Source organism: Acidocella sp., from assembly GCF_035535915.1.
Classification (GTDB): Bacteria; Pseudomonadota; Alphaproteobacteria; order Acetobacterales; family Acetobacteraceae; genus Acidocella.
The window spans coordinates 1-25,134 of record NZ_DATLPB010000097.1 but is presented as its reverse complement, the minus strand read 5'-3'; the positions used below and the strand labels follow the sequence as shown (position 1 = coordinate 25,134).

The 25,134-nt window shown below is 65.1% G+C and carries 24 protein-coding genes and 1 pseudogene; 16 read left to right on the top strand and 9 right to left on the bottom strand.

Annotated features, from left to right (window positions below):
• The first annotated feature begins 44 nt into the window (after positions 1 to 44).
• Positions 45 to 719, top strand: coding sequence for a substrate binding domain-containing protein (locus VNC39_RS12965; protein ID WP_325399860.1), 675 nt, complete (start codon positions 45 to 47; stop codon positions 717 to 719).
• Positions 720 to 1,022: 303 nt separating this feature from the next.
• Here VNC39_RS12965 and VNC39_RS12960 read toward each other — a convergent pair whose 3' ends face one another.
• Positions 1,023 to 2,057 carry a LysR substrate-binding domain-containing protein gene (locus VNC39_RS12960; protein WP_325399858.1) on the bottom strand — a complete coding sequence of 345 codons (1,035 nt, stop codon included), beginning with the start codon at positions 2,055 to 2,057 and terminating at the stop codon, positions 1,023 to 1,025.
• Positions 2,058 to 2,286: 229 nt separating this feature from the next.
• On the opposite strand from VNC39_RS12960, the gene VNC39_RS12955 reads away from it, so the two are divergent.
• From VNC39_RS12955 to VNC39_RS12945, 3 genes are all read left to right on the top strand, one after another.
• The gene (locus VNC39_RS12955; RefSeq protein WP_325399856.1) at positions 2,287 to 3,624 is read left to right on the top strand and encodes an MFS transporter; all 1,338 of its coding nucleotides are present in this window, start codon (positions 2,287 to 2,289) and stop codon (positions 3,622 to 3,624) included.
• 47 nt (positions 3,625 to 3,671) lie between these two features.
• Positions 3,672 to 4,829 carry a galactonate dehydratase gene (gene dgoD, locus VNC39_RS12950; protein ID WP_325399854.1) on the top strand — a complete coding sequence of 386 codons (1,158 nt, stop codon included), beginning with the start codon at positions 3,672 to 3,674 and terminating at the stop codon, positions 4,827 to 4,829.
• A 276-nt stretch (positions 4,830 to 5,105) separates the two neighbouring features.
• On the top strand, positions 5,106 to 6,338 hold the full coding sequence (locus VNC39_RS12945) for a D-amino acid dehydrogenase (RefSeq protein ID WP_325399852.1): 1,233 nt from the start codon (positions 5,106 to 5,108) through the stop codon (positions 6,336 to 6,338).
• A gap of 39 nt (positions 6,339 to 6,377) precedes the next feature.
• Here VNC39_RS12945 and VNC39_RS12940 read toward each other — a convergent pair whose 3' ends face one another.
• Positions 6,378 to 6,785: a DUF3775 domain-containing protein gene (locus VNC39_RS12940; RefSeq protein ID WP_325399850.1), complete on the bottom strand. Its 408-nt coding sequence runs from the start codon at positions 6,783 to 6,785 to the stop codon at positions 6,378 to 6,380.
• Positions 6,786 to 6,852: 67 nt separating this feature from the next.
• On the bottom strand, positions 6,853 to 8,373 hold the full coding sequence (locus VNC39_RS12935) for a PEP/pyruvate-binding domain-containing protein (protein ID WP_325399849.1): 1,521 nt from the start codon (positions 8,371 to 8,373) through the stop codon (positions 6,853 to 6,855).
• A gap of 1,041 nt (positions 8,374 to 9,414) precedes the next feature.
• On the opposite strand from VNC39_RS12935, the gene VNC39_RS12930 reads away from it, so the two are divergent.
• On the top strand, positions 9,415 to 12,072 hold the full coding sequence (locus VNC39_RS12930; protein ID WP_325399847.1) for an erythromycin esterase family protein: 2,658 nt from the start codon (positions 9,415 to 9,417) through the stop codon (positions 12,070 to 12,072).
• 51 nt (positions 12,073 to 12,123) lie between these two features.
• Here VNC39_RS12930 and VNC39_RS12925 read toward each other — a convergent pair whose 3' ends face one another.
• The gene (locus VNC39_RS12925) at positions 12,124 to 12,771 is read right to left on the bottom strand and encodes a BON domain-containing protein (RefSeq protein ID WP_325399845.1); all 648 of its coding nucleotides are present in this window, start codon (positions 12,769 to 12,771) and stop codon (positions 12,124 to 12,126) included.
• Between the two features lie 123 nt (positions 12,772 to 12,894).
• Positions 12,895 to 13,563: an Hsp20/alpha crystallin family protein gene (locus tag VNC39_RS12920; RefSeq protein WP_325399862.1), complete on the bottom strand. Its 669-nt coding sequence runs from the start codon at positions 13,561 to 13,563 to the stop codon at positions 12,895 to 12,897.
• Between the two features lie 34 nt (positions 13,564 to 13,597).
• Between VNC39_RS12920 and atpD the strand changes: the two are divergent.
• The 9 genes and pseudogenes from atpD (at position 13,598) to VNC39_RS12875 (ending at position 20,105) form a co-directional block, all read left to right on the top strand.
• A pseudogene (gene atpD / locus VNC39_RS12915) lies at positions 13,598 to 15,093 on the top strand (F0F1 ATP synthase subunit beta).
• Positions 15,090 to 15,512: a F0F1 ATP synthase subunit epsilon gene (locus VNC39_RS12910; RefSeq protein ID WP_325399843.1), complete on the top strand. Its 423-nt coding sequence runs from the start codon at positions 15,090 to 15,092 to the stop codon at positions 15,510 to 15,512. Before atpD ends, VNC39_RS12910 begins: the two are co-directional and overlap by 4 nt.
• Entirely contained in the window at positions 15,509 to 15,790 is a 282-nt protein-coding gene (locus VNC39_RS12905) for an AtpZ/AtpI family protein (RefSeq protein WP_325399842.1), read from the top strand. The genes VNC39_RS12910 and VNC39_RS12905 overlap by 4 nt, the downstream gene beginning before the upstream one ends.
• A complete protein-coding gene (locus VNC39_RS12900; protein ID WP_325399840.1) occupies positions 15,772 to 16,074 on the top strand; it encodes an ATP synthase subunit I in 303 nt (100 codons plus the stop codon). The genes VNC39_RS12905 and VNC39_RS12900 overlap by 19 nt, the downstream gene beginning before the upstream one ends.
• On the top strand, positions 16,071 to 16,769 hold the full coding sequence (locus tag VNC39_RS12895; protein WP_325399838.1) for a F0F1 ATP synthase subunit A: 699 nt from the start codon (positions 16,071 to 16,073) through the stop codon (positions 16,767 to 16,769). The genes VNC39_RS12900 and VNC39_RS12895 overlap by 4 nt, the downstream gene beginning before the upstream one ends.
• Positions 16,766 to 17,011, top strand: coding sequence for a F0F1 ATP synthase subunit C (locus tag VNC39_RS12890; RefSeq protein ID WP_325399837.1), 246 nt, complete (start codon positions 16,766 to 16,768; stop codon positions 17,009 to 17,011). Before VNC39_RS12895 ends, VNC39_RS12890 begins: the two co-directional genes overlap by 4 nt.
• 4 nt (positions 17,012 to 17,015) lie before the next feature.
• Positions 17,016 to 17,759, top strand: a complete 744-nt coding sequence (locus tag VNC39_RS12885; RefSeq protein ID WP_325399835.1) for a F0F1 ATP synthase subunit delta — start codon at positions 17,016 to 17,018, stop codon at positions 17,757 to 17,759.
• Complete coding sequence (locus VNC39_RS12880) at positions 17,746 to 19,263, top strand: F0F1 ATP synthase subunit alpha (protein WP_325399833.1); 1,518 nt, start codon at positions 17,746 to 17,748, stop codon at positions 19,261 to 19,263. Before VNC39_RS12885 ends, VNC39_RS12880 begins: the two co-directional genes overlap by 14 nt.
• On the top strand, positions 19,260 to 20,105 hold the full coding sequence (locus tag VNC39_RS12875; RefSeq protein WP_325399831.1) for a F0F1 ATP synthase subunit gamma: 846 nt from the start codon (positions 19,260 to 19,262) through the stop codon (positions 20,103 to 20,105). Before VNC39_RS12880 ends, VNC39_RS12875 begins: the two co-directional genes overlap by 4 nt.
• 16 nt (positions 20,106 to 20,121) lie before the next feature.
• Here the strand turns inward: VNC39_RS12875 and VNC39_RS12870 are convergent, their stop codons facing one another.
• The 3 genes from VNC39_RS12870 to VNC39_RS12860 form a co-directional block, all read right to left on the bottom strand.
• Positions 20,122 to 20,628, bottom strand: coding sequence for a CBS domain-containing protein (locus tag VNC39_RS12870; protein WP_325399829.1), 507 nt, complete (start codon positions 20,626 to 20,628; stop codon positions 20,122 to 20,124).
• A 48-nt stretch (positions 20,629 to 20,676) separates the two neighbouring features.
• Entirely contained in the window at positions 20,677 to 21,339 is a 663-nt protein-coding gene (locus VNC39_RS12865) for a nitroreductase family protein (RefSeq protein WP_325399827.1), read from the bottom strand.
• A gap of 102 nt (positions 21,340 to 21,441) precedes the next feature.
• Positions 21,442 to 22,548, bottom strand: a complete 1,107-nt coding sequence (locus tag VNC39_RS12860; RefSeq protein WP_325399825.1) for a hypothetical protein — start codon at positions 22,546 to 22,548, stop codon at positions 21,442 to 21,444.
• Between the two features lie 157 nt (positions 22,549 to 22,705).
• Between VNC39_RS12860 and VNC39_RS12855 the strand changes: the two genes are divergently transcribed.
• Positions 22,706 to 24,184: a DUF2252 domain-containing protein gene (locus VNC39_RS12855; protein WP_325399823.1), complete on the top strand. Its 1,479-nt coding sequence runs from the start codon at positions 22,706 to 22,708 to the stop codon at positions 24,182 to 24,184.
• Between the two features lie 292 nt (positions 24,185 to 24,476).
• A complete protein-coding gene (locus tag VNC39_RS12850) occupies positions 24,477 to 24,635 on the top strand; it encodes a hypothetical protein (protein WP_325399821.1) in 159 nt (52 codons plus the stop codon).
• A gap of 16 nt (positions 24,636 to 24,651) precedes the next feature.
• Here VNC39_RS12850 and VNC39_RS12845 read toward each other — a convergent pair.
• Positions 24,652 to 25,134: ATP-binding cassette domain-containing protein (locus VNC39_RS12845; protein ID WP_325399819.1), on the bottom strand; the 483-nt coding region annotated here is incomplete at its 5' end.

Sequence of the window (25,134 nt, the reverse complement as noted above, 5' to 3'; positions counted from 1 at the left end):
CCGGGTCCCTGCTCTATGAGCGCATGCACATGGCAACGGCGGCAATGGAGGATGCGGAAGCCGAAGTTGCACAAACGGGCGGCGTGGTGACAGGTCGCCTTCGACTGGCGCTTCCCGCGACATTCGGGCGGCGCTGCATTGTGCCGATGCTGCCGGACTTCCTGACGGCCTATCCCAACGTCTCGATCGAGGCCGAGTTTTCGGACCGATATGTGGATCTGATCAGCGAGCGGTTCGACGTGGCGATTCGTATCGGCGAACTCCATGACAGCCGCCTGGTCAGCAGGAAACTTGCCGTGAATGAACGGGTGCTATGCGCGGCGCCGTCTTATCTTGCAGCGCATGGCGTGCCCGCGACGCCAGAAGCATTGAGCGAACATGCTTGCCTGGCAAATCAGCGTTTCAGCGGCTTTCCCGAGTGGCGCTTCCGCAAAGGCAGCGCCGTCGCTTCCGTGCGCGTGAAGGGCCGTTTCATCGCGGACGATCCCGACAGCCTCATTTCCGCGGCGCTCGCGGGAATGGGGATCGTGGTCTGTGCAAAATGGCTCACGGTTACGGAGCGCGCACAAGGGCGGCTCGTGCCGATCCTGGCGGACTGGACCTTCGAACGAGAGGGCGGCATCCATTTGATCATGCCGTCTGCCCGCTTCACTGCGGGGAAGACCCGGGGGTTTGTCGACTGGATTGCGGCGCGTTTTAAGGAGCCGAACTGGGGATAACGCGTGTCGAGAAGATCCAATAGCCAAATACCCGTATGCAGGGTGACTGGAGCGGGAGCCAGGTTCCCCACGTACTCAGGTCACCGCCTGGCCCGCCACTGAGACCGCCGCCGGACGCCGTTGAAGTCCCCCACCGGGACTGAGCTGCTTCCCGGATTGGGGACCGTTGGTGGAGGTCAATGTTCGTTTTATATCCGATAAAAATATCGTTTCGCTTTTCCCGCGGCAGGGTACGGAACAGCTTGATGATTGACCGGCGGTGAAGAGCGTCCTCTTGCAGACTCGGGCAAGTGATTGAAGGGATTACGATCTTCGCGCCGATCCGCGCATCTTGCGCGTGGGCATCTGTGTTTCGCCGGGATGCACCGGCCGCGCCCGTGGCGTCAGCGCCCGCGACGCGGATTCGGTCGTTTTCATCGGCGGTGAACAAGTAAGCGGCGCGGTGTTGGTGAGATGAGACCACAACGACTCGACCAGGCGGTTTTTGACGCTCGCGGTTCGATAAGCGCGAATTTGCAAGGGCATGGTCCAGCATTCGGCCCCGGCGACGACAAGTTGTCCGGCGGCGAGTTCCGGCTTCACCGCGTGATGGGGCAGCCAGGCCACGCCGCGGCCGGCGACCGCCATCGCCTTGAGCCCGGCGGCCAACGCACTCTCGAAACAGAGGTCGAGAGGGGGCGGCTTCGGCGCGGCGTCGAGAATGTGGGTGACGAGCCGGCCCAAATAAGCATAGCTGGAGAAGCCGAGATATGGGATCGAACGCGCACCCTCGGCATCCAGGTCGTGCAGCGGCCGGCCGCCGGCATCTGGGGCGACGACCGGAAGAAGATACTCCTCGGCCACCTGGACCGATGGGTACTGCGCACCGTCGAGCAAGAGCGGACCCGCGGCGGAACTGTAGCAGAGCATCAGGTCGCAGCTTTCGGCCGCAAGCGCCTGTACGCAATCATGCATGCTGGCGCCGATGACGTTGGTGCGCAGGGACCCAAGTGCGACCTCCAGCGTGTCCAGCCAGGTCAGGAAGAAGTCGCTGGCGATCGTCTGATTCATCGACAAGGATAGAAAGGCCCGTTTCGGCCGATTGACGCCGCGCGCGAGGTCGCGCTCTCGATACAGCGATTGCGCCACGTCCTGTGCCACTTGGCGGAAGCCGCGCCCTTCGTCCGTGAGGGTGATCGGAAAGGTGCTGCGATCGACCAGCGTCGCCCCCATCCAAAGTTCAAGATTGCGGATGCGCCGGCTGAAAGTCGGCTGCGTAAGATTCCGCATTGACGCCGCTTTGGTGAAGTTCAGCGTCGAGCTGAGCGCAAGGAAATCCTCGATCCAGGCAAGCTCCATAGGTCACGCTCCGTTAGGTGGCGCCGGCACGAACCGATCATCTGCCGCCGCGTCCGGAAAGTTGCAATTCATACATGAAATGCATGACGCATTCAAATTTCGTAATTCCCGCCTCGGTCGGCGCGTGTGTAGAGAGGGTGAATAACAAGTCACAAAGAATCAGGCTGGAATAATCGGCGACACGGCAACGGATAGCATTACGCCTAGATTGATAAGGGAGCTGACATAGATGACTGGCCAATACAGCCGATCCGAGCCGCGCGGCGCCGATTTGAAATTGATAGAGAAAGTCACGATGAAACGCGTGGTCTGGCGGATCATGCCATTTGTCACGCTGGCCTACTTCATCTCCTACATCGACCGAGTGAATATAGGCATCGCAGCGTTGCAGATGAACAAGCTGCTGCATATCGACGCCGCGCAATACGGCCTCGCCGCCGGTATCTTCTTCATCTCTTACTGCCTGCTTGAGGTGCCAAGTAACCTGCTCCTGGTCAGATTCGGGGCGCGCCGCTGGCTGGCGCGGATCATGATCTCCTGGGGGATTGTCGGCTTCTTCATGGCCTTCGTGACCGGACCTTATTCGCTCTATGTGGTGCGCTTCCTCCTGGGGGCCGCCGAGGCCGGGCTCTATCCCGGTGCGATCTTCTATCTCGCGCGTTGGTTTCCCGCCCGTTACCGAGGCCGCATGATCGCGATTTTCGGTGTCGCCGTGCCAGTGTCGAGTTTCGTCGGCTCGCCGATTTCCGCGGCGTTGCTCGCCACGAACGGCATGTTCGGCCTGCACGGCTGGCAGTGGCTGTTCATGCTCGAGAGCGTGCCGGCGGTCTTGTTCGGCTTCCTCTTCCTGGCGTTTATGGCGGATGGCCCGGAGACGGCGACCTGGTTGACGCCGGCGCAACGGGACTGGCTGGTCGCCGAACTTGCGAGCGAGCAACAGAAGCCGCGACCGGTCACGCTGTTCTCGACCTGGCGTGTCCTCGGCAATCCCTATGTGCTCGGCCTGGCGTTGGTCTATGCAGGCAGCGCGGGGGCGACCGTTGGGCTCGGCCTATGGCTGCCGCTGATCCTGAAGAGCTTCGGGCTGACCAATATCCAGGCGGCGTTGCTCAATATGCTGCCCTTCGGCATTGCCTCGGTGGCGATGGTATGGTGGGGGATCGGTTCGGACAAGGCGGGTGAGCGCCTGTGGCGGACGATCCTGCCGTTGATCCTGGCGGGCGTGAGCCTTGCGGCCACTTGCGTCACCACGACGCTGGCCCCGGCGCTGATCCTATTGTCGCTGGCGCTGATTGGCACCTACGCGCTGAAGGGCCCGTTCTGGGCGCTGGTGAATGATTGGGTGCCGGCCGCAGGCGCCGCGGCGGCGATCGCGCAGATCAATGCGCTCAGCAATCTCGCCGGCTTTGGCGCGACCTATCTGCTCGGCTACCTCAAAAAGGCCACCGGCAGCTTCCCGCTCGCCTGCCTGCCCCTGGTGGCGCTCACCGGAATGGCCGTCATCGCCTTGCTGCTGCTCAGCCGCCGGCGCGGCGGCGGCAAGACCGAGGAAATGGCAGGCGCGTGAGAGCGCCGGGCAGAATTCATTCCCACGTTGAATATCAAGGAGCTATTATGAAGATTACGTGCGTAACGCCGTTGTTCATCGACCGTTTTCTGTTCGTGAAAGTCGAAACTGACAAGGGCATCACGGGCGTCGGTGAGTCCGGGGCGTGGGGGCATCTCGAGGCGAGCGGCCTCGCGATCGAGAAGTTCGGCGAATATCTGCTCGGCAAGGATCCGCGCAAGATCGAGCATCACTGGAACGTCATGCATCGGTTCCAGCATTTCTCCGGTGCGGCGATCAGCGGTGCCATCTCGGCGATCGACGTCGCGCTCTGGGACATTCTCGGCAAGCATCTCGGCGTGCCGATCCATGAGCTGCTCGGCGGCGCCATGCGTGACAAGGTTCGGCTCTACAGTCATTGCAAGGGCCGTACCACCGAGAAGCTGGTTGCCCGTGCGAAGCGGATGGTTGGCGAAGGCTACACGGCGCTCGGCTGCATGAATCCGCTGCTCGAAGAGGGCATCGAGGCGCCCTGGTACAAGTCGCACGCCAAGAAGCTGAACGATGCGGCCGACGCGGTCCGTCAGGTGCGCGAGGCGGTCGGCCCGGATGTCGATCTCTGTGTGGAGATTCACAGCCGGATGCGGCCGGCGGAGGCGATCAGTTTCGGCCGCATGATCGAACCCTACAACCCGATGTTCATCGAGGACCCCATCCCGCCCTACAATCCGGACGCGATGGCCCACGTGGCCGATCACATAGCGGTTCCGGTCGCTACGGGTGAGCGCTTCATTAACCTTTACCAGTTCCAGACGCTCTTGGCCCGGCGTGGCGTCGAGTATCTGCGCCCCTGCATTTCGGTGTGCGGCGGGATCACGGCCGGCCGGAAGATTGCCGCGATCGCCGAGGCTCACGAGGCGCAGATCGTCTTCCACAATCCGCTATCGCCGATCAACCTTGCGGCTTGCCTGCATCTGGATGCCAATATCCCGAATTTCGCAATTCAGGAATATCCGTTCGACAATATCGAGATCGAAGGATCCGAAGGGCTGCGTGGCAGCAAGCTTGTGCCCGGCCTCGCCGAGCCGGTGGCGGGCTTTCTCGCGGTGCCGAACGGACCGGGTCTCGGCATCGAGTTGCCCGAGGACCTCGCGGAGCGTTTCCCGGTGCGGCGGAAGAAGGTTGGCATGCGGCCGCATGCCGACGGTTCGGTGGTCGAGGACTGAGGGGCAAACCCGCTGCAGCTTGCGGCGGACGGCGTCTGGTCCCTGAATTATTGGGGATCGGATGGCGTTCGGTGGCCTGGGACATGTCGATGCCGACGCGCCGAAGCGCCTGTTCGGGGCGACGGTGAGCGATTATGTGCCAGGCCGCCGGCGCCGCAGCAGCGCTTGAGCAAATCAGCGCGGTCTGCAATCCCGTAGGCTTTGGCGCGACTTTTTCCAGGGGCGCGGCGGCACCGCCCACGCACAGACTGCTAACGTCTCGTTATGGAACCTTCTATGAGTCATGTTGTTGTCATCGGGGCTGGTATAACCGGCATCACCACGGCCTATGCGTTACTGGACCAGGGCCATCATGTCTCGATCCTGGAGCGGCGCCGCTACCCCGCCATGGAAACCTCCTTTGCCAATGGCGGCCAGCTTTCCGCCAGCAACGCCGAGGTCTGGAACCGTTGGCCCACCGTGATCAAGGGCCTGAAATGGATGCTGCAACGCGGTGCCCCTTTGCTGATACGCCCCGCGCCGAGCCTGCATAAATATGGCTGGCTCTGCGAATTCATGGGGCAGATCCAGCATTACCGGGCCAACACGGCCGCCACGATGCGGCTTGCGATCGAGGCGCGGCGGCATCTTTTCGCCATGGCGGAACGGGAGGGCATCGATTTTGACCTGGAGCGCCGGGGCATTCTCCATATCTATCGCGGGCAAACGGAATTCGAAGAGGCTGCGCGCGTCAATGAACTGCTGCGCGCCGGTGGTCTCGACCGCCGGCCGGTAACCCCGGATGAGATGCGCAGCATCGAACCGGCCGTGCAGGGAAACTATTATGGCGGCTTCTTTACTGAATCGGACGCAACGGGTGACATCCATAAATTCACCCGGGGCCTCGCGGCAGCTTGTGTACGCCGCGGCGCACGCCTGTTGTGTGAGGCGGAGGTAACCGGACTCGCGGCGGAGAGGAGCGGGGTTTCCATCTCCTGGCGTAATGCCGATGGTGCGGCGGAGACCTTCGCCGCCGATGCGGTGGTCATCTGCGCCGGCGTCGCCAGCCGGCGCTTCGCCGCCATGCTGGGCGAGCGCGTCAACATTTATCCGGTGAAGGGCTACTCCATCACGGTCCATCTGGACGATGCGGCAAGCCAAGAGGCGGCGCCTACCGTTAGCCTCTTGGATGACGCCACGAAGATCGTCACGAGCCGCCTGGGACGGGACCGTTTCCGGGTGGCAGGAACGGCAGAATTCAATGGTGAGAACCGGGATATTCTGGAGGAGCGCATCCGCCCCTTGGTGGCATGGACGCAGACCCTATTTCCGGCCGTGAGCACCGCGCGGGTTATACCCTGGGCCGGGTTGCGGCCGATGACGCCGAGCATGATACCACGCGTTGGCGCGGGGCGACGGCCTGGGGTGTTCTTCAACACAGGCCATGGACATTTAGGGTGGACACTTGCCGCGGCGACGGCACAGATCGTGTCTGCGACGGTAAGCGAGGCCCTCGCAGCGCCCCGTTGACATTGAGCGGCGTTGACCTGCGTCAAGCGTGCCGGTGCGTCATTCGATGTCGTCGCAGGACAGGTCGAACGCCGCGAGGGCCGCCTCCAGGTAATCGCCCAGTAGCGGCATGCCGAGAAGATATTCATCCGTCCGATCGTTATGCGCCAGCGCCGCCTCGGCGCGCAGCTCGTCCCACGCCATGGACTCGCCATCGCCCCGGCCCAGCCATGCCAACGCGACCAGGTCGATCTGCTCGTCCTCGTTCAGGTCGCGGATCATGCTCGTGAGTTCGGCATAGACCGGATCGTCACCGTGCGATTCGAGGACCGAGCGCATGTCGTCATCACTGGCATTGGAGCTGTCGCCGTAATCCGTCAGCATATCCTTGCCGTCGAACTGCCGCGCCTTGCTGATCAGAAAACAGATTTTTTCAAGGGGAATGGTGAGGTTCTCGCTGTCTGGCATGAAGTCCCTCCATGGGCCTGGTCGGGCGTGAATAATCCCGACCGGACATGGCTTGCATTGACCGAGGTCAAGGCCGTCTCTCCGTTCGGTCAGGCCGAGGCGGCCGCCTGGCGCGCAAGGCGCTAAGGGCGGCAAGCTCGGCTTCGGGGCGTTCGATGATCATGTCGCGCCGGCCGAGGAACATCTCGCCCGTTTCGCCGTCGATCGAAAGCCAGTCGCCCTCGGCAAGGCGTTTGCCTGCAAGCGTGGCGACCGCGCGCGCGGCGTCGACCTCCAGCGCGGCGCAGCCGACGATGCACGGCTTGGCCATTTGCCGCGCGACGAGTGCGGCGTGCGCGGTGCACCCGCCGGCGGCGGTGACGATGCCGGCGGCCGCGCTGAACCCGGCGACATCCGCGGTGCTGGTATCCGGCCGCAGCAAAAGCACGGCTTCGCCCGCTTCCGCGAGGGCCACGGCGCGCGCCGGGTCGAAGGCCGCGCGCCCAGCCGCGAGTCCGGCTGAGGCGCCGATGCCGCGCGCCACGGGCGTGCCCGCGTCGCGAAACCGCGCGGTGGACAAAGAAGCCAGATCGATTTCCGCCAGCCGGCGCAAGGCCTCCGCCGCGTCGATCCGGTTTTCGCGCACGAAATCGAGTGCGAAGCGCAGCGCGGCGCGCGGCGTGCGCTTGGCGGCGCGTGTCTGCAAAATCCACAGCCGGCCATTTTCGATCGTGAACTCGACATCCTGCACATCGGTGAACGCGGCTTCGAGTGTCCCGAGAATGTCGCAGAGCTGCGCGGCGGCGTCCGGCAGCCTGCTTGTGAGTGCCGCTTTCCCCTCCGGCGTGATGCGGCCGGACACGATGTCCTCGCCCTGCGCTTCGAAGAGAAGCTCGATCACCGGCTCGGCCGCGCCGTTCGACGGGTCGCGCGAGAACGCCACGCCCGCGCCGGAGGCGCGGCCACGATTGCCGAACACCATGGCCTGCACGGTCACCGCCGTGCCTTGCAGATCTTCCAGCTTCTGGAGCCGCCGATAAATCGTCGCCCGGTCGCTCGTCCAGGAGCGATAGACGGCGCGCGCCGCTTCTTCGAGCTGCGCCATCGGGCTCGCGGGCAGGATGGCGTGTTCGTCGACCAAGGTTTCGTAGGCCAGGGCAAGGCGCTCCAACGCCTCGCCGTCCAGTGTTGCCTCGCTCACGCCCTCGGCCGCCGCCATCTCGGCCCGTTGCCGCGCGAACAGCGCCGCATCGAGCCCGCGCACGACCATTGTGAAGGATTCGAGGAAGCGCCTGCGGCAATCCCAGGCGAAACGCGGATTCCCGGTCTGGCGGATCAGGCCGTGCACGGCATCTTCCGTGCAGCCGACATCGAGCACCGTGTCGAGCATCCCCGGCATCGAGCGGGCGGCGCCGGAGCGGACCGAGACCAGCAGCGGGCGGCGGCGGTCGCCGAAGCGCTGGCCGGTCGCGCTCTCGAGAAAGCCGATCCCTTCCGCCAGACATTCTGCGAGTTGCTGCATCGCTTCCGGCGCTTCCGCGACGATCCCGGCGCACAGCCCGATCGGCACGACGAAGGCCGGCGGCACCGGCAGCCCGAGTGCTGCCATCCGCGCCAGGTTCGCGGCCTTTGCGCCGACAATTTCGGCGGGATATGCCCGGCGGCGCTCCGCCGGTCGAGCCCGCTCCAGGTGACGGGCAGATCGCGGAACAGCGCGGTGAAAAAGGCGGCGCGGCTGCGATGGATGTCGGTGTAGGTGACGGTCGAGACATCGTCTTGCACCGTGACCACCACGACATGCGCATCGGTCTCGCCGATATCGTTCTGGATCACGAGCCGGTCGCCGATGCGGGTGGCCGTCGTGTCCAGGCCGGGATGGTTGAATTTCAAGCCGCGCGTGCGCGCGAGCCCGCGCATGAAGGCTTCCACCGGCGCCCGGTCGCCCGGCAGCAGGCCGTGACCCCGGGCGCCGGCGAAATCTTCTTCCGCATGTTCGGCCGCCAGCCGGTTCAGGGCTTTGTGCAGGTCCATCACCAGCCGGTGCAGGCTGTCGCCTTCGTCAAGGCCGGTCAGCCTGCCCACCAGGGCGAGCGGCATGCTGTCGCCGATGTCGGTAAGGTGCGTTACGGCGGCGATCGCGTCGAGCCGCGCCGCGAAGGAAGCGCCTTCGGCCGTGCTGCTGGCGCGCACGGGGTCGATCATCGCGGCCACGTCCGTCTGGATCGCCGCTATCAGATGCCCGAGACCCGGCGCCGAAATAATGCCGTCCGCGCCGAGCCGCGCCTGGCGGACCAGGGCTTCCATCGGCGCGGCAGGGAGTCCGGCGGCGCGACATTCGGCGGAGAGATCGAGCGGCCGAGCCGGATCGCGCGCCTGCCGCCCCGCCGCCTGAAGCACGCCGAGCCGGGCCTTGACCCGCTCATTCGCCGTGAGGCCGGCCGCGATCAAAGACGGCAACAGAATCTTGGTCTCGCCCAGCGTTTCGAGGATTTTCGCCTTCATGCGCGCCTCCTGCAGAAGCGCCATTCAAGCACGCCGCGCCGGCTCAAGAATTGAGCGAGATCATGGAGCGCCGGCACGCTTGATTCATATCAATGCTTTTCCGGAACGGCATGGCGCATGAAGCCGCGTAGGATATCCGGAGCGTGCCATGGACGATTCGTTCGGCAGTTTCACTGATCGCGCGCAGGCGGGGCGTCTGCTCGCCGCGCGGCTCACAGGCATGGATTTGCCGCAGCCCATTGTCTATGCGCTGCCGCGCGGCGGCGTGCCGGTTGCCGTGGAGATTGCCCGCGCGCTGCATGCGCCGCTCGATCTCATTATGGTGCGCAAAATCGGCGCGCCGTTCGCGCCGGAGCTGGCGCTTGCCGCCATCGTGGATGGCGAACGCGCGGAGACGGTGGTGAACGAGGAAATCCGCCATCTTACCGGTGCCAGCGACGCATTTCTGGAACGCGCCCGCAAGCGGGAGCTTGAGGAAATCGAGCGCCGGCGCAGCGTGTATCTCGGCCATCGACCGCCGGTCACGGCCGCTGGCCGCACCGCCATCATCGTCGATGACGGCCTGGCCACCGGCGCCACCGCGAAGGTCGCGCTCGCCGCGGTGAAACGGCGCGGCGCGGCGCGCACCATCCTGGCCGTTCCGGTGGCGCCGCGCGACACCATGGAGGAATTGCGCGGTTATGCCGACGCGGTCATATGCTTGCACCCTGCGGCGCAGTTCCGCGGCGTCGGTGCGTTTTATGACGATTTCCATCAACTCACCGATGAGGAGACGGTGGGGCTGCTGCGCCTCGCCTGGGCGGCGGAACATGCGCCGGAGGGAACGCAGGGCAGGGCCGTGACGCGAAGCGAGGTGGCGATCCCGCCCTTGCACCTGGTCGGTGATCTTGCGGTGCCGGTGTCGCCGCGCGGCGTGGTGCTGTTTGCCCATGGCAGCGGCTCGAGCCGCCTTAGTCCGCGCAATCGGGCGGTCGCGGAGGATTTGAACGCGCATGGTTTTGCCACGCTGCTGCTCGATCTGCTGACCGAGCCGGAAGCGCAGAACCGCCGTAACGTGTTCGACATTCCCTTGCTGGCGGAGCGGCTGTTGCAAGCCGTGGCCTGGCTCAACGGCCAGCCGACGCTGGGCGACCTGCCGCTCGGCCTGTTCGGCGCCAGCACCGGCGCGGCCGCGGCGCTCACGGCGGCGGCCGAGCTCGGCGCGCGTGTCGGTGCCGTGGTCTCGCGCGGCGGCCGGCCCGATCTCGCGGGCGCCCGCCTGCGCCAGGTCACGGCGCCGACGCTGCTGATCGTCGGTGGTGCCGATTATCATGTGCTGGAATTGAATCGCCAGGCCCTGGCGCTGCTCGCCGGAGAGAAGAAGCTGGAAACCGTGCCGGGGGCGGGGCATTTGTTCGAGGAGCCTGGGGCCCTGGAGATTGTCACCGCCATGGCCGCTTCATGGTTCGAACACCATCTCCCCTCCGCGCCTGGCGAAGCCGCGAAATTGTCTCCCGCCGCGCCGAAACCGTCGCTGCTCGCACGGCTGCGCACGGCGATCGTTCCTTTACCGCCGCCGGACGACCCGGCCTTCGGCGCTTCGTTCGACCGGTTCGGCGCGGCGCGAATCGTGCTCCTTGGCGAGGCGTCGCATGGCACCTCGGAATTCTATCGCGCCCGCGCGGCGATCACGCGCCGGCTCATCGAGCATCACGGGTTCAACATCGTCGCGGTGGAGGCCGACTGGCCGGATGCCGCCGCCATCGACCGCTATGTGCGCCAGAGGCCGCGCCAGCCGATCAGCGCCTCGCCATTCACGCGCTTTCCCGCCTGGATGTGGCGCAACACCGATATGGATGCGTTCGTGGCGCAGCTGCGCGCGCTCAACGCCGCGCGGGATACCGCCCAGCGCGTCGGATTTTACGGCCTCGACCTCTATAACATGACCGCCTCCATGGACGCGGTTCTGCGCTATCTCGATCGCGTCGATCCGGAAGCGGCCGCAACCGCTCGCGCGCGTTATGGCTGCCTTGCCCCCTGGAGCCGTGAGCCGGCCGCTTACGGGAAACTCGCCCTCACGGAAGGCTATGCAAGATGCGAAAAGCCGGTGACGCGCATTCTCGTCGATCTGCTGCAAAAGGAGCTGGCTTATGCGCGGCATGACGGGGAAGGATTTTTCGACGCCGAACAGAATGCCAGGCTGGTGGTCGATGCCGAACTCTATTACCGGCTGATGTATTACGGCTCGCATGAATCCTGGAACCTTCGCGACCGGCACATGTTCGCCACGCTGCAGCGCATTCTCGAAGAAAAAGGCGCAGGCTCGAAAGCCATCGTCTGGGCGCATAATTCCCATATCGGCGATGCGCGCTTCACGGACATGGGCACCGAGCATGGCGAACTGAATATCGGCCAGCTCTGCCGCCAGGCTTTTGCTGGGAAGACGGCGTTGATCGGCTTTGGCACGCATACCGGCACCGTCGCCGCGTCGTCGGAATGGGACGGGCCGATGGAGATCAAGACGGTCCGTCCGTCTCGTCCCGACAGCTACGAATTCCTTTGCCACGAGACCGGGGCCGAGCGGTTTCTGCTCGATTTCAAGAGCGGCTGCGATGAGGGTTTGCGCGACGAACTCGCGGTGCACCGCCTCGAGCGTTATATCGGCGTCATCTATCGCCCGGAAACCGAACGCTGGAGCCATTACGCCCACGCCTCCCTGGCGCACCAATATGATGCGTTTGTCTGGTTCGAACAGACGCGCGCCGTCACGCCGATGGCAACGCCAGTGCATGGTGGCGAGGATGAAACCTATCCGTTCGGCTTATAGGAAGGCGGTGAAGCCATCGGCTGAGATCGCGGGCGGCGTGGCCCGCGTGTTTCAGTTCAGCGTGAGCTGATCGTCGATTTCGCGGACACTCGGCACGGAGCGGGCGGCCGACAGCACGATGTCACGCTCATGCCAGCTTGCGACTTTGCCCTTGACGGTCACTTTTCCGTCTTCAACCTGCAGCTTGATGTTTTGCGTTTCGATCTCGGCATTGCGCTTCAACGCCGCATCGATGCGTTCCTTGACATCGGTCAAGATCACGGCCGGCACCACTTCGATCTTGTTGGAGACGCCCGTGATGCCGGTTAGCTTGCGCACCGCATGTTCGGCGGCGGTTTTCTCGAAATATCGCCCCACTTTTCCGGTCAGCGTCACCCAGCCCTGGTGCACGGTCGCCTGGATGACTCCCTGCGGCAGCGCGCTGTCGAAGCTGACGATCTGCGCGGCACGGGCGGCGATTTCGTCATCGGCGAGTTTTTTCTCGGATGGCAGCCGCACCTCGATCTCCTGGGCGATGCCGTACACGCCTTTCACGCGCCTTGTCGCCTGCTCGGCGGCGAGTTTCTCCAGATAGCTGGCGACATGCCCGGTCAAAGTGACGATGTTGTTGGAAACCGCGACGCCGATATGCGCGGCATTCACACGAGGATCGAACTCCAGCTCATCGATCACATGCTGGCGAATGTCATGATCGTTCATAGATTTCTTCTCCACTTGGCCCTCACGGCCTTTTTTTTGTGCCACGCCGTGCCCGCCATCCCGGTTGAGATGGCGGGCATGCGCTGCGGCCTTTCCGGCCGGCTTGTTAGACGTCGTTGAAATTCACGACGCCGGTTTCACTTCGATCTTCCGCTCGGGCACGATCGCCCCGGGTTTTTTCGGCACGGTGACGGTCAGGACGCCCTTCTTGAAGCTCGCCTCGATCTTGTCGGCATCGGCAGCTTCCGGCAGCGGGAAGGAACGCTCGAAGGCGCCGAAGCTGCGTTCGTGGAGGTAATAACCCTGCTTCTTCTGCTCTTTCTCTTCCTGTTTCTCGCCCCGGATCGTCAGGCCGCCGTTCGAGATTTTTACTTCGATGTTCTTCTCGTCCAGACCGGGAAGGTCGGCCCTGATTTCATAGGATTTCTCTTTTTCAACGATATCGACGGCGGGCTCGGCGGCCCAGCGTGGCGCGCGCCCCCAGGCCGGCTGCACGTCGAAGAAGGCGCGCCGGAATGGCGCGCTCCAGAACCCATGGCCGAAATCTTCGAACAGCCGATCAACTTCACGACGCAGATCCCCAAACGATCGCCAGGTCTGCACCGCGGCTTCGCGCGCCGGCGCCTTCTCTTCCGTCTTCACCGGCACCTTGTTTGCTTCGGGCATAACAAATCCTCCATTTGGAATGGAACCATGATGAGGGAAACATACAGGTCCATCCGGAACGAAGGCGCATTGACCGAGATCAAACCCGGCATTCCTTGAGCCGTGCGCGCATTTGATGTCGGTCATACGCACGAACGCGTGTGTGCCTTAAATTCATAAAATGGAATCTGTGTTTCCGGCGGCATCTCCCTCTTCGCGATGGCCCGAAGAGACGGAAAGTCCCAGGCAACCGCCGGTCGAGGCGGGTGTGGTGGTCGCGGTGCGCGGTGCGGTCATCGATGTCGGTTTCGAGGACGCGGCATTGCCTTCCGCGAAGTTGCCTGCCGTGAATACGAGCCTGCTCGTTGAAGGGCAGGCCGCCCTGTGGTCGCCGAGGTGCAGAGTCACCTGGATCGGACGACCGTGCGCGCGGTGGCATTGCAGGCAACGGCGGGGCTGGCGCGCGGGGCGAAGGTGCGCGCCACAGGAGAGCCGGTTTCCGTTCCGGTCGGCGACGCCGTTTTGGGGCGGTTGCTCGATGTCATCGGCACCCCGCGGGATCGCGGCCCGGCTTTGCCGCCCGGCACACTGCGGCGCGGCATCCACCAGGAGGCGCCGCAATTGCGTGATGAAGCGGGGACCGGCGGAATTTTCGAGACCGGCATCAAGGTCATCGATCTTCTGGTGCCCCTGGTTCAAGGGGGCAAGGCGGCGATGTTCGGCGGCGCCGGCGTCGGCAAGACCGTGCTGGTGATGGAGCTGATCCATTCCATGGTGGTGAAATACCAAGGGATATCGGTGTTCGCGGGGATCGGCGAACGCTCCCGCGAAGGCCATGAATTGCTCACGGAAATGCAGAAATCCGGCATGCTGGCGCGCAGCGTGCTGGTCTATGGGCAGATGAACGAACCGCCCGGCGCGCGCTGGCGGGCGCCGCTGGCGGCGCTGACCATCGCCGAATATTTCCGCGACCAAAAGCACCAGAACGTGCTGTTGCTCATGGATAATGTTTTTCGTTTCGTGCAGGCGGGCAGTGAGGTTTCGGGCCTGCTCGGCCGCCTGCCGTCACGGGTGGGGTATCAGCCGACCTTGTCGACGGAAGTCGCGTCCTTGCAGGAGCGGATCGCCTCGGTGGCCGGGGCGGCGGTAACGGCGATCCAGGCGGTCTATGTGCCGGCCGACGATTTCACCGACCCGGCGGTGACGGCGATTTCCAGCCATATGGACAGTGTCGTCATGCTGTCCCGCGATCTTGCGGCCCAGGCTTTCTACCCGGCGATCGATCCGTTGGCGTCTTCCTCCGTGCAGCTCGACCCGCTGCTGGTGGGCGAGACGCATTACCGGATCGCCGAAACCGTTCGCCAGACCTTGGCCCGCCTCCATGAATTGCAGGACATTATCGCGCTGCTCGGCGTCGAGGAACTCGGGGCGGACGACCGGCGCATTGTGGCCCGGGCGCGGCGGTTGCAGCGCTTCCTCAGCCAGCCTTTCATGGTCACGGCGGCGTTCACGGGAACGCCCGGGCGCAGCGTGAAACTGGCCGACACGCTGGCGGGCTGCCAGGCGATCCTCGACGGCGAGACCGATGGCTGGGCGGAGCGTTCGCTCTATATGGTCGGCACGCTGGACGAGGCGCGACAGAAGGAAAGCGCCGCGGCGGGGGCCGGCCAGGCATGAGGCTGCAGATCACCACGCCGCTGTCCGTGCTCGTCGACGAAGACAGCGTGCGCGCGTTGCGCGGCGAGGACGAGACCGGAAGTTTCGGGATTTTGCCGGGACATGCCGCGTTCATGACCAGCCTGACGATTTCCGTCGTCTCCTGGACGCGGGAAGACGGCACGCGGCATCATTGTGCAATACGGGGCGGCGTCCTCGCCGTCACGGAGGGAAGGGCAATTGCCATCGCCACGCGCGAGGGCGTGCCGGGCGACGATCTGGCGACGCTCGACCGCGTGGTCCTGGCGCGCTTCCAGAGCGAACTTGATACCGAGCGCATCGAGGGCGCCGAGCATGCGCGCCTCGAATTGAACGCGATCCGGCAGATCATGCGCTATTGGCGGGCCGATGGAAGGCGCGATGCGGGGCGGTTCACATGAGCGAACCCAATGACAAGGACCCGCTGGTGCGGGGCGTCAGGCGGCGTGAGGCGCGGCAGCGGCGCTGGCTGCGCGAGGGGGAAGGGTCCGTGGCGCGGCGCCTGGCGCAGATCGGCGTGCTCGGCTGGATCATCGTGGTGCCGGCGCTGCTCGGCATTTTCGCCGGGCGATGGCTCGACAAAGTGTTTCATTCCGGCCTGTTCTGGACCGCGCCCTTGCTGATGCTGGGCCTGGCTTTGGGCTGCTGGTCGGCCTGGAAATGGATGAACGCCCCATGATGGCGCTCAGCGATCCGATGGTCTGGGTCCGTCTCGGGGCTGGGTTTAGCGCGGGCGCGCTCCTCGGGCTTTTGTATTTTCACGGGCTGTGGTGGCAATCCCGGCTGCTGGCGGGCGGGCGGGCGGGTAAGGCGCTGCTGCTGACGGCTGGGCGCCTAATGTTGCTGGGCAGTGCGCTGACCCTGGCCGGCCGGGCCGGCGCGTTGCCTCTGCTGGCCATGACCCTCGGCATCCTCGTGGCGCGCAAGGCGGTGATACGGCGCGTTGGCGGGATCGCCCCATGAGATCGCCGTTGGCCCATGCCGCGCTGCTGCATGTCGGGCCGGTGCCGATCACCGCGCCGGTCATCGTCACCTGGGGCATCGTGGCGGTGCTGGGCCTGGGCGGCATGGCGCTCACCAGCCGACTCTCGCTCATCCCCTCTTCCCGCCAGGCGGCGTTGGAACTGATCGTCGAAGCCGTGGACAGCCAGATCCGCGACACCATGCGGGTCGAGCCCGGGCCGTACCGGGCCTTCATCGGCACGTTGTTCCTGTTCATCTTCACCGCCAACTGGTCGATGCTGGTGCCCGGCATCGAGCCGCCGACGGCGAGCCTGGAGACCGATGCGGCGCTGGCCGGCCTGGTCTTTCTGGCGGTCATCTGGTTCGGCATCCGTGCCGGCGGAGTGCGCGGCTATCTCGCCAGTTTCGCCGCGCCCAATCCGGTGATGATTCCCCTCAACTTCATTGAAAGCCTGACGCGCAGTTTTTCCCTCCTGGTGCGGCTGTTCGGCAATGTCATGAGCGGCGTGTTCGTCATCGGCATCGTTTTGTCGCTGGCAGGGCTGCTCGTGCCGATCCCGCTGATGGCGCTCGATCTCCTGACTGGCGCCGTGCAGGCCTATATATTCGCGGTGCTGGCCATGGTGTTCATCGCCCAGGTCGTCGGTGAGGCAAAGCCCGCGGCAACGATTGCGAATGAAGGAACAAATCCATGAACTGGTTGGCTCTTGCGAGCATTCTCGCGGCGGCGCTGGCCGTCTCCTTTGGCGCCATTGGCCCGGCTTTGGCCGAGGGGCGCGCCGTCGCCGCGGCGATGGACGCGATCGCCCGGCAGCCGGAAGCCGCCAACACGATTTCCCGAACCTTGTTCGTGGGCCTGGCGATGATCGAGACCATGGCGATCTATTGCCTGGTGATCGCGCTGCTGCTGCTCTTCGCCAATCCGCTGTTGAGATGAGCCGATGCACATCGATTGGTGGACGCTCGGCCTGCAGGCGATCAATGTCCTCATCCTCATCTGGCTGCTCAAGCATTTTTTCTGGGAGAAACTGTCGGCGCTGATCGCGCAGCGCCAGGCGACGGTGCAGAAGGCGCTGGCGGAGGCCGAGGCCAGGCGCGGCCAGATGCAGGAGGAACTGGCCGGCGTCGCGCGCGTGCGGGAAGGGTTCGCCCAGGAACGCGAGGCGATACTGGATGCCGCCCGGGCGCAGGCGACGCGGATGCAGGCCGAGATGCTGGCGCAGGCGGGGCAGGAGACCATGGCCAAGGAGGCGGCGAGCCGCACGCGGATCGAGACCGAACGCAGGCAAGCGGAGGAATCCTGGCGCCGGCTGGCGGCGACCCTGGCCGTCGACATCGCGGCCCGGCTCGCCGCGCGGCTCGAGGGGGCGGCGGTGCGCTCCGCCTTCCTGGAATGGCTGGTGCAGGAGATCCGGACATTGCCGGAGCCGCTGCGCCAGACCGTGGCGGCGGGGATGATTCCGCTTGCCGTCACCAGCGCCGCCGCCCTGCCGGCCGAGGAGCAGGAAGCCTGCCGGGCGCGGCTCGCCCAGGCTTTCGGCGGCGCGCCTCCGATCCTTTTCAAGGTCGATCCAACGCTGCTCGCCGGGCTCGAGCTGGAGGGGCGCGATCTGCTGGTGCGCAACAGCTGGCGCGCCGATCTGCAAAAAGCCCTTGAGGAGATCGCCAACGATGACGGACGCTGAGCTTTCGCCGGAAGGCTGGCTCGCAGCGGCGCGCCAGCGGATCGGCGCCGCGAAATTCGGCCCGGCGACGGAACAGATCGGCCGCGTCGCCTCGGTGAGCGACGGCGTCGCCCTTGTCGCCGGCCTGCGGGATGCAAGCTTGTCGGAACTCGTGCGCTTCGGCGGCGGCCAGTTCGGTTTCGTGCAGACGCTCGAGCGCGACCATGCCGGGTGCGTGGTGTTCGACGATGCCGAGGCGATCGAAGCCGGCGATGTTGTGCACGGCACCGGCGACGTGGTGCGCGTGCCGGTGGGGCCGCCATTGCTCGGCCGCATCGTCGATCCGCTGGGCCGCCCTTTGGACGATAAGGGCCCCATCGAGGCGGAGATGTTCGAGCCGGTGGAACGCCCGGCGCCGGAGATCATCGATCGCGATCTCGTCACGCAGCCTGTGCAAACCGGGCTCATCGTCATCGACACACTCTTCGCGCTGGGCCGTGGCCAGCGCGAACTCATCATCGGGGACCGCGCCATCGGCAAAACGGCGATTGCGGTGGACACCATCCTCAACCAGAAGGCCAGCGATCTCATCTGCGTCTATGTGGCGGTCGGGCAGAAAAGCACCGCCGTGCGCCGGGTGATCGCCGCCATCGCCGAACATGGCGCGCCGGAGCGCTCCATTATCATGGTCGCCGCGGCGTCGGGCTCTCCCGGCCTGCAATGGATCGCGCCCTTCGCCGGCTTCACCATGGCCGAATATTTTCGCGACCGCGGCCAGCATGCTTTGGTGGTGATCGACGACCTGACCAAACACGCCGCCACGCATCGCGAGATTGCGTTGCTGACGCGGCAATCGCCCGGGCGGGAGGCTTATCCGGGCGACGTGTTCTATGTGCATGCCCGCCTGCTGGAACGGGCCGCGAAACTGTGCGCGGAAAAGGGCGGCGGCTCGCTCACGGCGCTGCCCATCGCCGAGACCGATGCCGGCAATCTCAGCGCCTATATCCCGACCAATCTGATCTCGATCACCGATGGCCAGATCGTGCTCGATGCCAGGCTGTTTCATGAGGGACAAAAACCCGCTGTCGATGTGGGCACCAGCGTCAGCCGCGTCGGCGGCAAGACCCAGGCGCCAGCCCTGCGAGAGGCGGCGGAGACGCTGCGGCTCGACTACGCGCAGTTCCTCGAGTTGGAAATTTTCACCCGCTTCGGCGGCATGCCGGATACCCATGTCCGCGCGCAATTGCGCCGTGGCGCCAGCATTCGGCGGATGCTGCGGCAGGCGCAGCACGCGCCGATGCGGCTGGCCGATGAGGTGGCGCTGGTGCTTGCCGTGCAATCAGGATGGCTCGACGAGGTTTCCGACGCGGCGATGGCGGCGTTCCGCACCGGGCTGGACGAGATGGTCGACCGCGACTCCCCTCTGGCCGTGCGGCAGATCCAAGAGACGGGCCAGCTCGACGCGGCGCAGAAGGAGATTCTGCGCGCGGCGCTGCGCCGCTATGCCGAAAGCCTCTCCCGGTGACGGAACGCCTCGCCGACATCAATGCGCGCATTGCCGGCATCGGGCAGGTGGGGGCCGTGGTGAACGCCCTGCGCGGCATCGCCGGCGCGCGCGCGCAGCAGGCCCGGATGCAGCTCGCCGCGGTGGACCGCTACACGGCTTCGATCACGGCGGCGATCGGCGAGGCCCTGGTGGTCATGGGTCCCGCGCCGGCCGGCGGCGCGCGGCCGGCATCGCGTGTGGCGGCGGTGGTGTTCTGCGCCGAGCAAGGATTCGCCGGCGCCTTCAGCGCGCATGTTCTGGATGCTTTGCCTTCGGTGGCCTGCATGCAGGAGATTTTGCTCATCGGCACGCGCGGACGCATGGAAGCCGCCGAGCGGCGCTTATCCGTGCGTTGGGCCGACGCCATGCCGTCTCATTCGGCCGGGATTCCAAAACTCGGCCACCGGATCGCCGAGGCGATTTACGCCCGCATCGTCACCGGCGAGATCGACGGCGTGGTCGCCTTGTACAGCCGCTGGCGGCCGCGGCATGGCGTGCAGGTGGAGCGCGTGATGCTGTTTCCGCTCGACCTCGCGAATTTTCCGCATCCACGCGACGGGAACAAACCGCTGCTGAACCTGACGCCGGAAACCCTGTTGCGGAATCTCACCGCCGATTATGTGCACGCCCAGCTCTGCAAGGCGGCCTTGCACGCCTTTGCGGCGGAAAACGAGGCGCGCATGGCAGCAATGGCGGGCGCGCACGGCAAGATCGAGCAAAAGCTCGCCGCGCTCACGCTCGTGCAAAATGTCGTCCGGCAAGAGGAAATCACGTCGGAAATCGCCGAGCTGGCGGCGGGCATGATGGCCAGCCACCCATGATCCGCGCGTGCCGGAATCATTCCATCTGGCCGAGATTTTGCTGGCTGAGATTTTGCCGGCTGATATTTTGCAATTGCTGCATCGCGCGCACGATATCGGCGCGGCTGACGATGCCGACGACCCGGCCGTCTTTCAAAATCGGCACGCGTTTGATTTTGTGGAGGATGAGCAGATCGGCGATTTCCGGCACCGGCGTTGTTTCCTCGGCGGTGACCACATTCCTGGTCATGAGATCGGCGGCGGAATGATGGTTGACAGAAATATAGTCCAGGAATTCAGGCGCGAGGCGCTCGCCCTCGGCCAGGATGCCGAGCCACCAGGCGCGCCGCGCCATCGTCTTGCCGGAAAACGGCTTCATCAGATCGCCTTCGCTCACGATGCCCAGGAGCTTGCCATCGTTATCGACGACCGGCGCGGCGCTGATTTCGTGCTTGGCCAGAACCGCGGCGATCGCGGATGTATCATCGGTCGGTTTTACCGACACGATATTCCGAGTCATGATGTCAAAGGCTGTACCGGCCATGATCTGAATCCTTGTGGTTGTTTTTCATTCCTGTGGTCGCCGCCATGGTCATGCCGTCAGGGCGCCGTGTGCCTGCGCCTCCGGATACCCGACCGATTGCGCGAACAGGACGCGCTGCATCGGACGCAGCCGCAGCCCGGCATGCAAAGCCGGCCGGTCGCAATTGTGAAACCAGGCCGCCAGGCCGGAAGCCGCCGCGAACAGGCCGACATGTCCGGCGATCAGCCCGCAATCGACATAGCAATACGCCTTCTGCATGTCCGGGGCATGCAGCCGTGGCTCATCGAGCCCCGGCGTATGATCCAGACGCTCGAGGTCGGCGACATAGATCAACTGCACCGGCGCGGTCGGCCACATGCCTTCCTGCCCCGGCGTGATGGCTTCGCCGCGCAGATCTTCCGCCGCCGCCACGACCAGCCGGTGCTGTGCAGGGTCGTAGCGGTAGGCGGCCTCGGGGAGCGCAACGTAGACATCGACTTCCTGAGAATTGCTGGCCGAAGGCGCGGTGCGCCCCGCCAAGCCGAACGGCCCGGAAAGACGGTTCACGCCGCAGCCGGCCCATAGAAGATTGCCGAGCAGTTGCGCGGGCAGGGACGCGGCGCTGATCTTGCGCTCCGTATGGCGCCGCTGCAGTGCGGAAAACAACGGCAATTCCGTCCCCGATGCCGGCGCCGGCAAGACCAAATCCTGCGGAGGGCTTTTTCCGTTCATGATCGACCTCCTAGCTGGTGAAGCGTTTCTGGCACGCGTTGCATGACCCCGCTTTGACCTATGTCAGAACCGGAAGCGGATTCCGTGGGCGCGTCGGCCCGGTCAGGTTGCCGGAACCGTCAGCACGGGCGTCTGCGGGGTGACGCCCGTTTCCGCCAGCGAAAAGAACATCATGAGAAAGGTGAAGATCCGTTTCGAGGCGAAATCGCGGTCGTCGATCCAGTACCAGCTACCACGGTATCGAACCGCCGCGAACGCGCCCTCCGGTGGTGCCGGGCCGGACGAGACATGGACCAAGGGGCGGTCATGGGGATCGGGCGCGGTCATGACGGAAGCGGACGGGGTTGTACGCCCGGCCGCGACATCGGCGCGGGGGACGTCGATGCCGTTGGCGACTTCGAGCAGGATGCCGAGCATCGAGCGCGAGAGCAGCGCGATCTCCTGGGCGTTCTGCGGCAGCGCACCGAAAATGAGCGTCAGTTCGCCGTTCGGCCCCGGGCGGACTTTCAATGTGTCCCGCACCAGCTTGAGATCGCCGGAAATCTCGGGCGTGCGCGCGGGCGAGAGGATCAGAATGCCGGTCTCCTCCTTGCCGTGCTTCTCGAGCCGCAAACTGACCGCGCCGGAGAGTTGCAGGCGCCGCAACGCGTTCAGCAAGGGGTAGAAACTGGGATCGGCCTCTCGCACCTGCCCGCCGATGCTCGAGCGGTTATAGACGCCGTTGATGGCCCGCGTGGTCATTTGCAGGATGTAGTCCGCGGGATAGCCGGCCTGGATCAGTTCGAAGATGGCGCTGGGCGGAATCGGCCGCAGGAGACTGGCGGCGAATTTCTCCCCCGCCAGCGGCGTGTAGGTGATCGTCGGCCGGTCGAGATATGTCACGCCCCCGCCCAGCGTCACCAGGTTCGACGGTATGGTGCCGGTCAGGTCGGAACTGATCTGCCCGGCCGCGGAGAGCTGGCCCTGGAGCGCGTAGGCGCTGATGATCGAGGACACGTCGACGAAGCTGGGCGCGTCCCCGTACCGCATGCGCACGATGTTGAGGAGGGTTTGTTCCTTCCATGAATCGGCGACCGCGCCGATATAATCCACGCGGTCGCGCGATACGGTGGCCGGCCCGATCGAGGCGCAGCCGGCGGGCAGGAGCGCCAGCAGAATGAACGCGGTCCGCGCCCGGGAGGCGCCGGATTGGCCAACGATCCACGTCACGGCGCCCCGACCGCGTGCATCGCACTCCCGCCTTTCAGACATGTCGTGCCGCCACTCGATCGAAAAAACGGCTAGGCCGCCTTGATTAAAATCAACATGTCCCGCCCGGAACGTGTATAAGAGAGCTTTCCCAAACCTGCTGCGACAGGAGCCCCTTATGGCCAAGCACGCGGGGACGGTTACCCCCATTTCGAAGCTTCATCCCGGCGCCGGCCATCCGGCGGCCGGCCATCCGGCGCACGCTGAAAAATCCCCGGCCGCACCGCCCGCCTTGCCCGACCAGCCGGGTCTGTCGCCCGAGGAGCGGGCCGCCGCCGGCAAGGCCCTGCGGGCCAAGGTTCCACGCAACACGCACGGACTCTGGAAGCGCCATCACGGCCGGGCGGATCCGCTCGCGTTGCTGCGCCAGGCCGATGCGGAGCGCATTCCGGAACTCGTGCCGATCCGCTATGGCCGCATGCTGGCCACCCCGTTCACCTATTATCGTGGCGCTGCCGGCGTGATGGCGGCGGACCTTGCCCACACCCCGGCGACGGGAATCCATGTCCAGGCCTGCGGCGATTGCCACTTATTGAATTTCGGCGGTTTCGCCACGCCGGAGCGCAACATCATCTTCGACATCAATGATTTCGACGAGACCTTGCCGGCGCCGTGGGAATGGGATGTGAAGCGGCTTGCCGCCTCCTTCGTGCTGGCGGCGCGCGCGCGCGGGCTTGCGGACGATACGGGGCGGGATGTCGCCATCACCAGCGTACGGAGCTACCGCAAGCATCTGCGCGCCTATGCCGCACTGACGCCGCTCGAAGTGTGGTATGCGCAGGTGAGCGCCGACGATCTCATGTCCCTGCTGCCGGCTTCGATCCGCTCCATGGTCCAGGCCCGCATCGAGAAGGCGAGCCGGCAAAGCGGCTCCGAACTCGATTATCCAAAGCTGGCCGGCATGGTCGGGGGCAAGATCGCCATCCGCGACACGCCCCCCTTGATCTACCACCCCGATGTCACCCGCAGGCCCGATTTCGACGCGATTCTGGAGCAGGTGTTCGGCGCGTATCGCGACACGCTTCCCGATGACCGCCGCGAACTGCTCGACCGCTACCACCTGGTCGACGCCGCCATCAAGGTGGTCGGCATCGGCAGCGTGGGGCGGCGCTGCTGGATCGCGCTGATGATGTCGGACGCGAACGATCCGCTCTTCCTGCAATTCAAGGAAGCGGCCGCCTCCGTGCTCGAGCCCTATGCGGGGCAGAGCGTGTATGCGCATCACGGCCAGCGCGTGGTGGCGGGCCAGCGCCTGATGCAGCCGGCCTCGGACATTTTTCTCGGCTGGGTCACCGAGGCGACGCAGAAACGCCAATTCTATGTCCGCCAGTTGCGCGATGCGAAAATCAAGCCGCTGGTCGAAACCTTCGACGCTGAGCTGTTCGAGGTCTATGCCAGGGCGTGCGGCTGGGCGCTCGCCCGCGCGCACGCCAAGGTTGGCGATGCCGCCACCATCGGCGGCTATCTCGGCGCGAGCGACAAGTTCGATGTGGCCATCGGCGATTTCGCGGTCGCCTATGCCGACGAGGCGGAGCGCGACCACGCCGCGCTCCGGGCCGCGGTCCGCGCCGGAAAGATCATCGTGTATCAGGAATAGGCTGGCGAAAACATTCGCGACGGAGCCGCACAAAGGATCTTTGCCGGTGGAGCAGAACGCGCCGCGGAGGGACCTGATGAAAAAGGGACTTTCCCTGTTGTTTTCGGTGCTGTTGGTATCCGGATGCAATGCCGCGGCCACCTCGTCCCCGACACGATCCCAAACTCCGCCGGGAGCGGAGCCGACGTACCGGAATTTTAACAATCTGCCGCCGATCGTGATGCCGCCTTTCAATAACGTGGCGCCGCCGGCGCCGGCCGTGGGCCATATGCCAGCTCCTTAAAAAACAGCTATGGTCGTCGAACTCGAACTGCGAGGCAGAAACGAAGTGCTGGCAGCAAAATCCTGCGCGGCCCAGGGCAGGTTTCGCGCAGACCTGTGGGATCAAGTTGAAAAAGAGTCGATTGGCTTTTCCTCTTCAATGGACTCATCACCTGATCAGGCGAGTTGAATTTCCATCAACGGGCTCAGGCGATCGCGCCGGCCATGATCTGCGTCTCCACCAGGTTCGTGAAATTTCCCTGAGCGGCAAGCAGGTCTGAAAAACTGCCACGTTCGACGATGCGGCCCTGATCGAAAACGAGGATTTCATCGGCGTCGCGGATGGTGGAGAGGCGATGGGCGATGATGAAGCTGGTGCGGCCGACCATCAGCGCCCGCAAGGCGCGGGAGACGCGGGCTTCCGTGGCGGCATCGAGGGCGCTGGTCGCCTCGTCGAGCACCAGGATCGGCGGGTCCTTGAGGATCGCCCGGGCGATGGCCAGGCGCTGGCGCTGGCCGCCGGAGAGGTTGGCCGCACCCTCCTCCAGCATGGTGTCGTAGCCGCGCGGCAAACGCTCGATGAACTCCTCGGCGCCGGCGAGCTGGGCGGCGCGGACGATCTCCACGAAGCTGGCATCCGCCCGGGCCATGGCGATGTTCTCGCGGATGCTGCCGCTGAAGAGGAAATT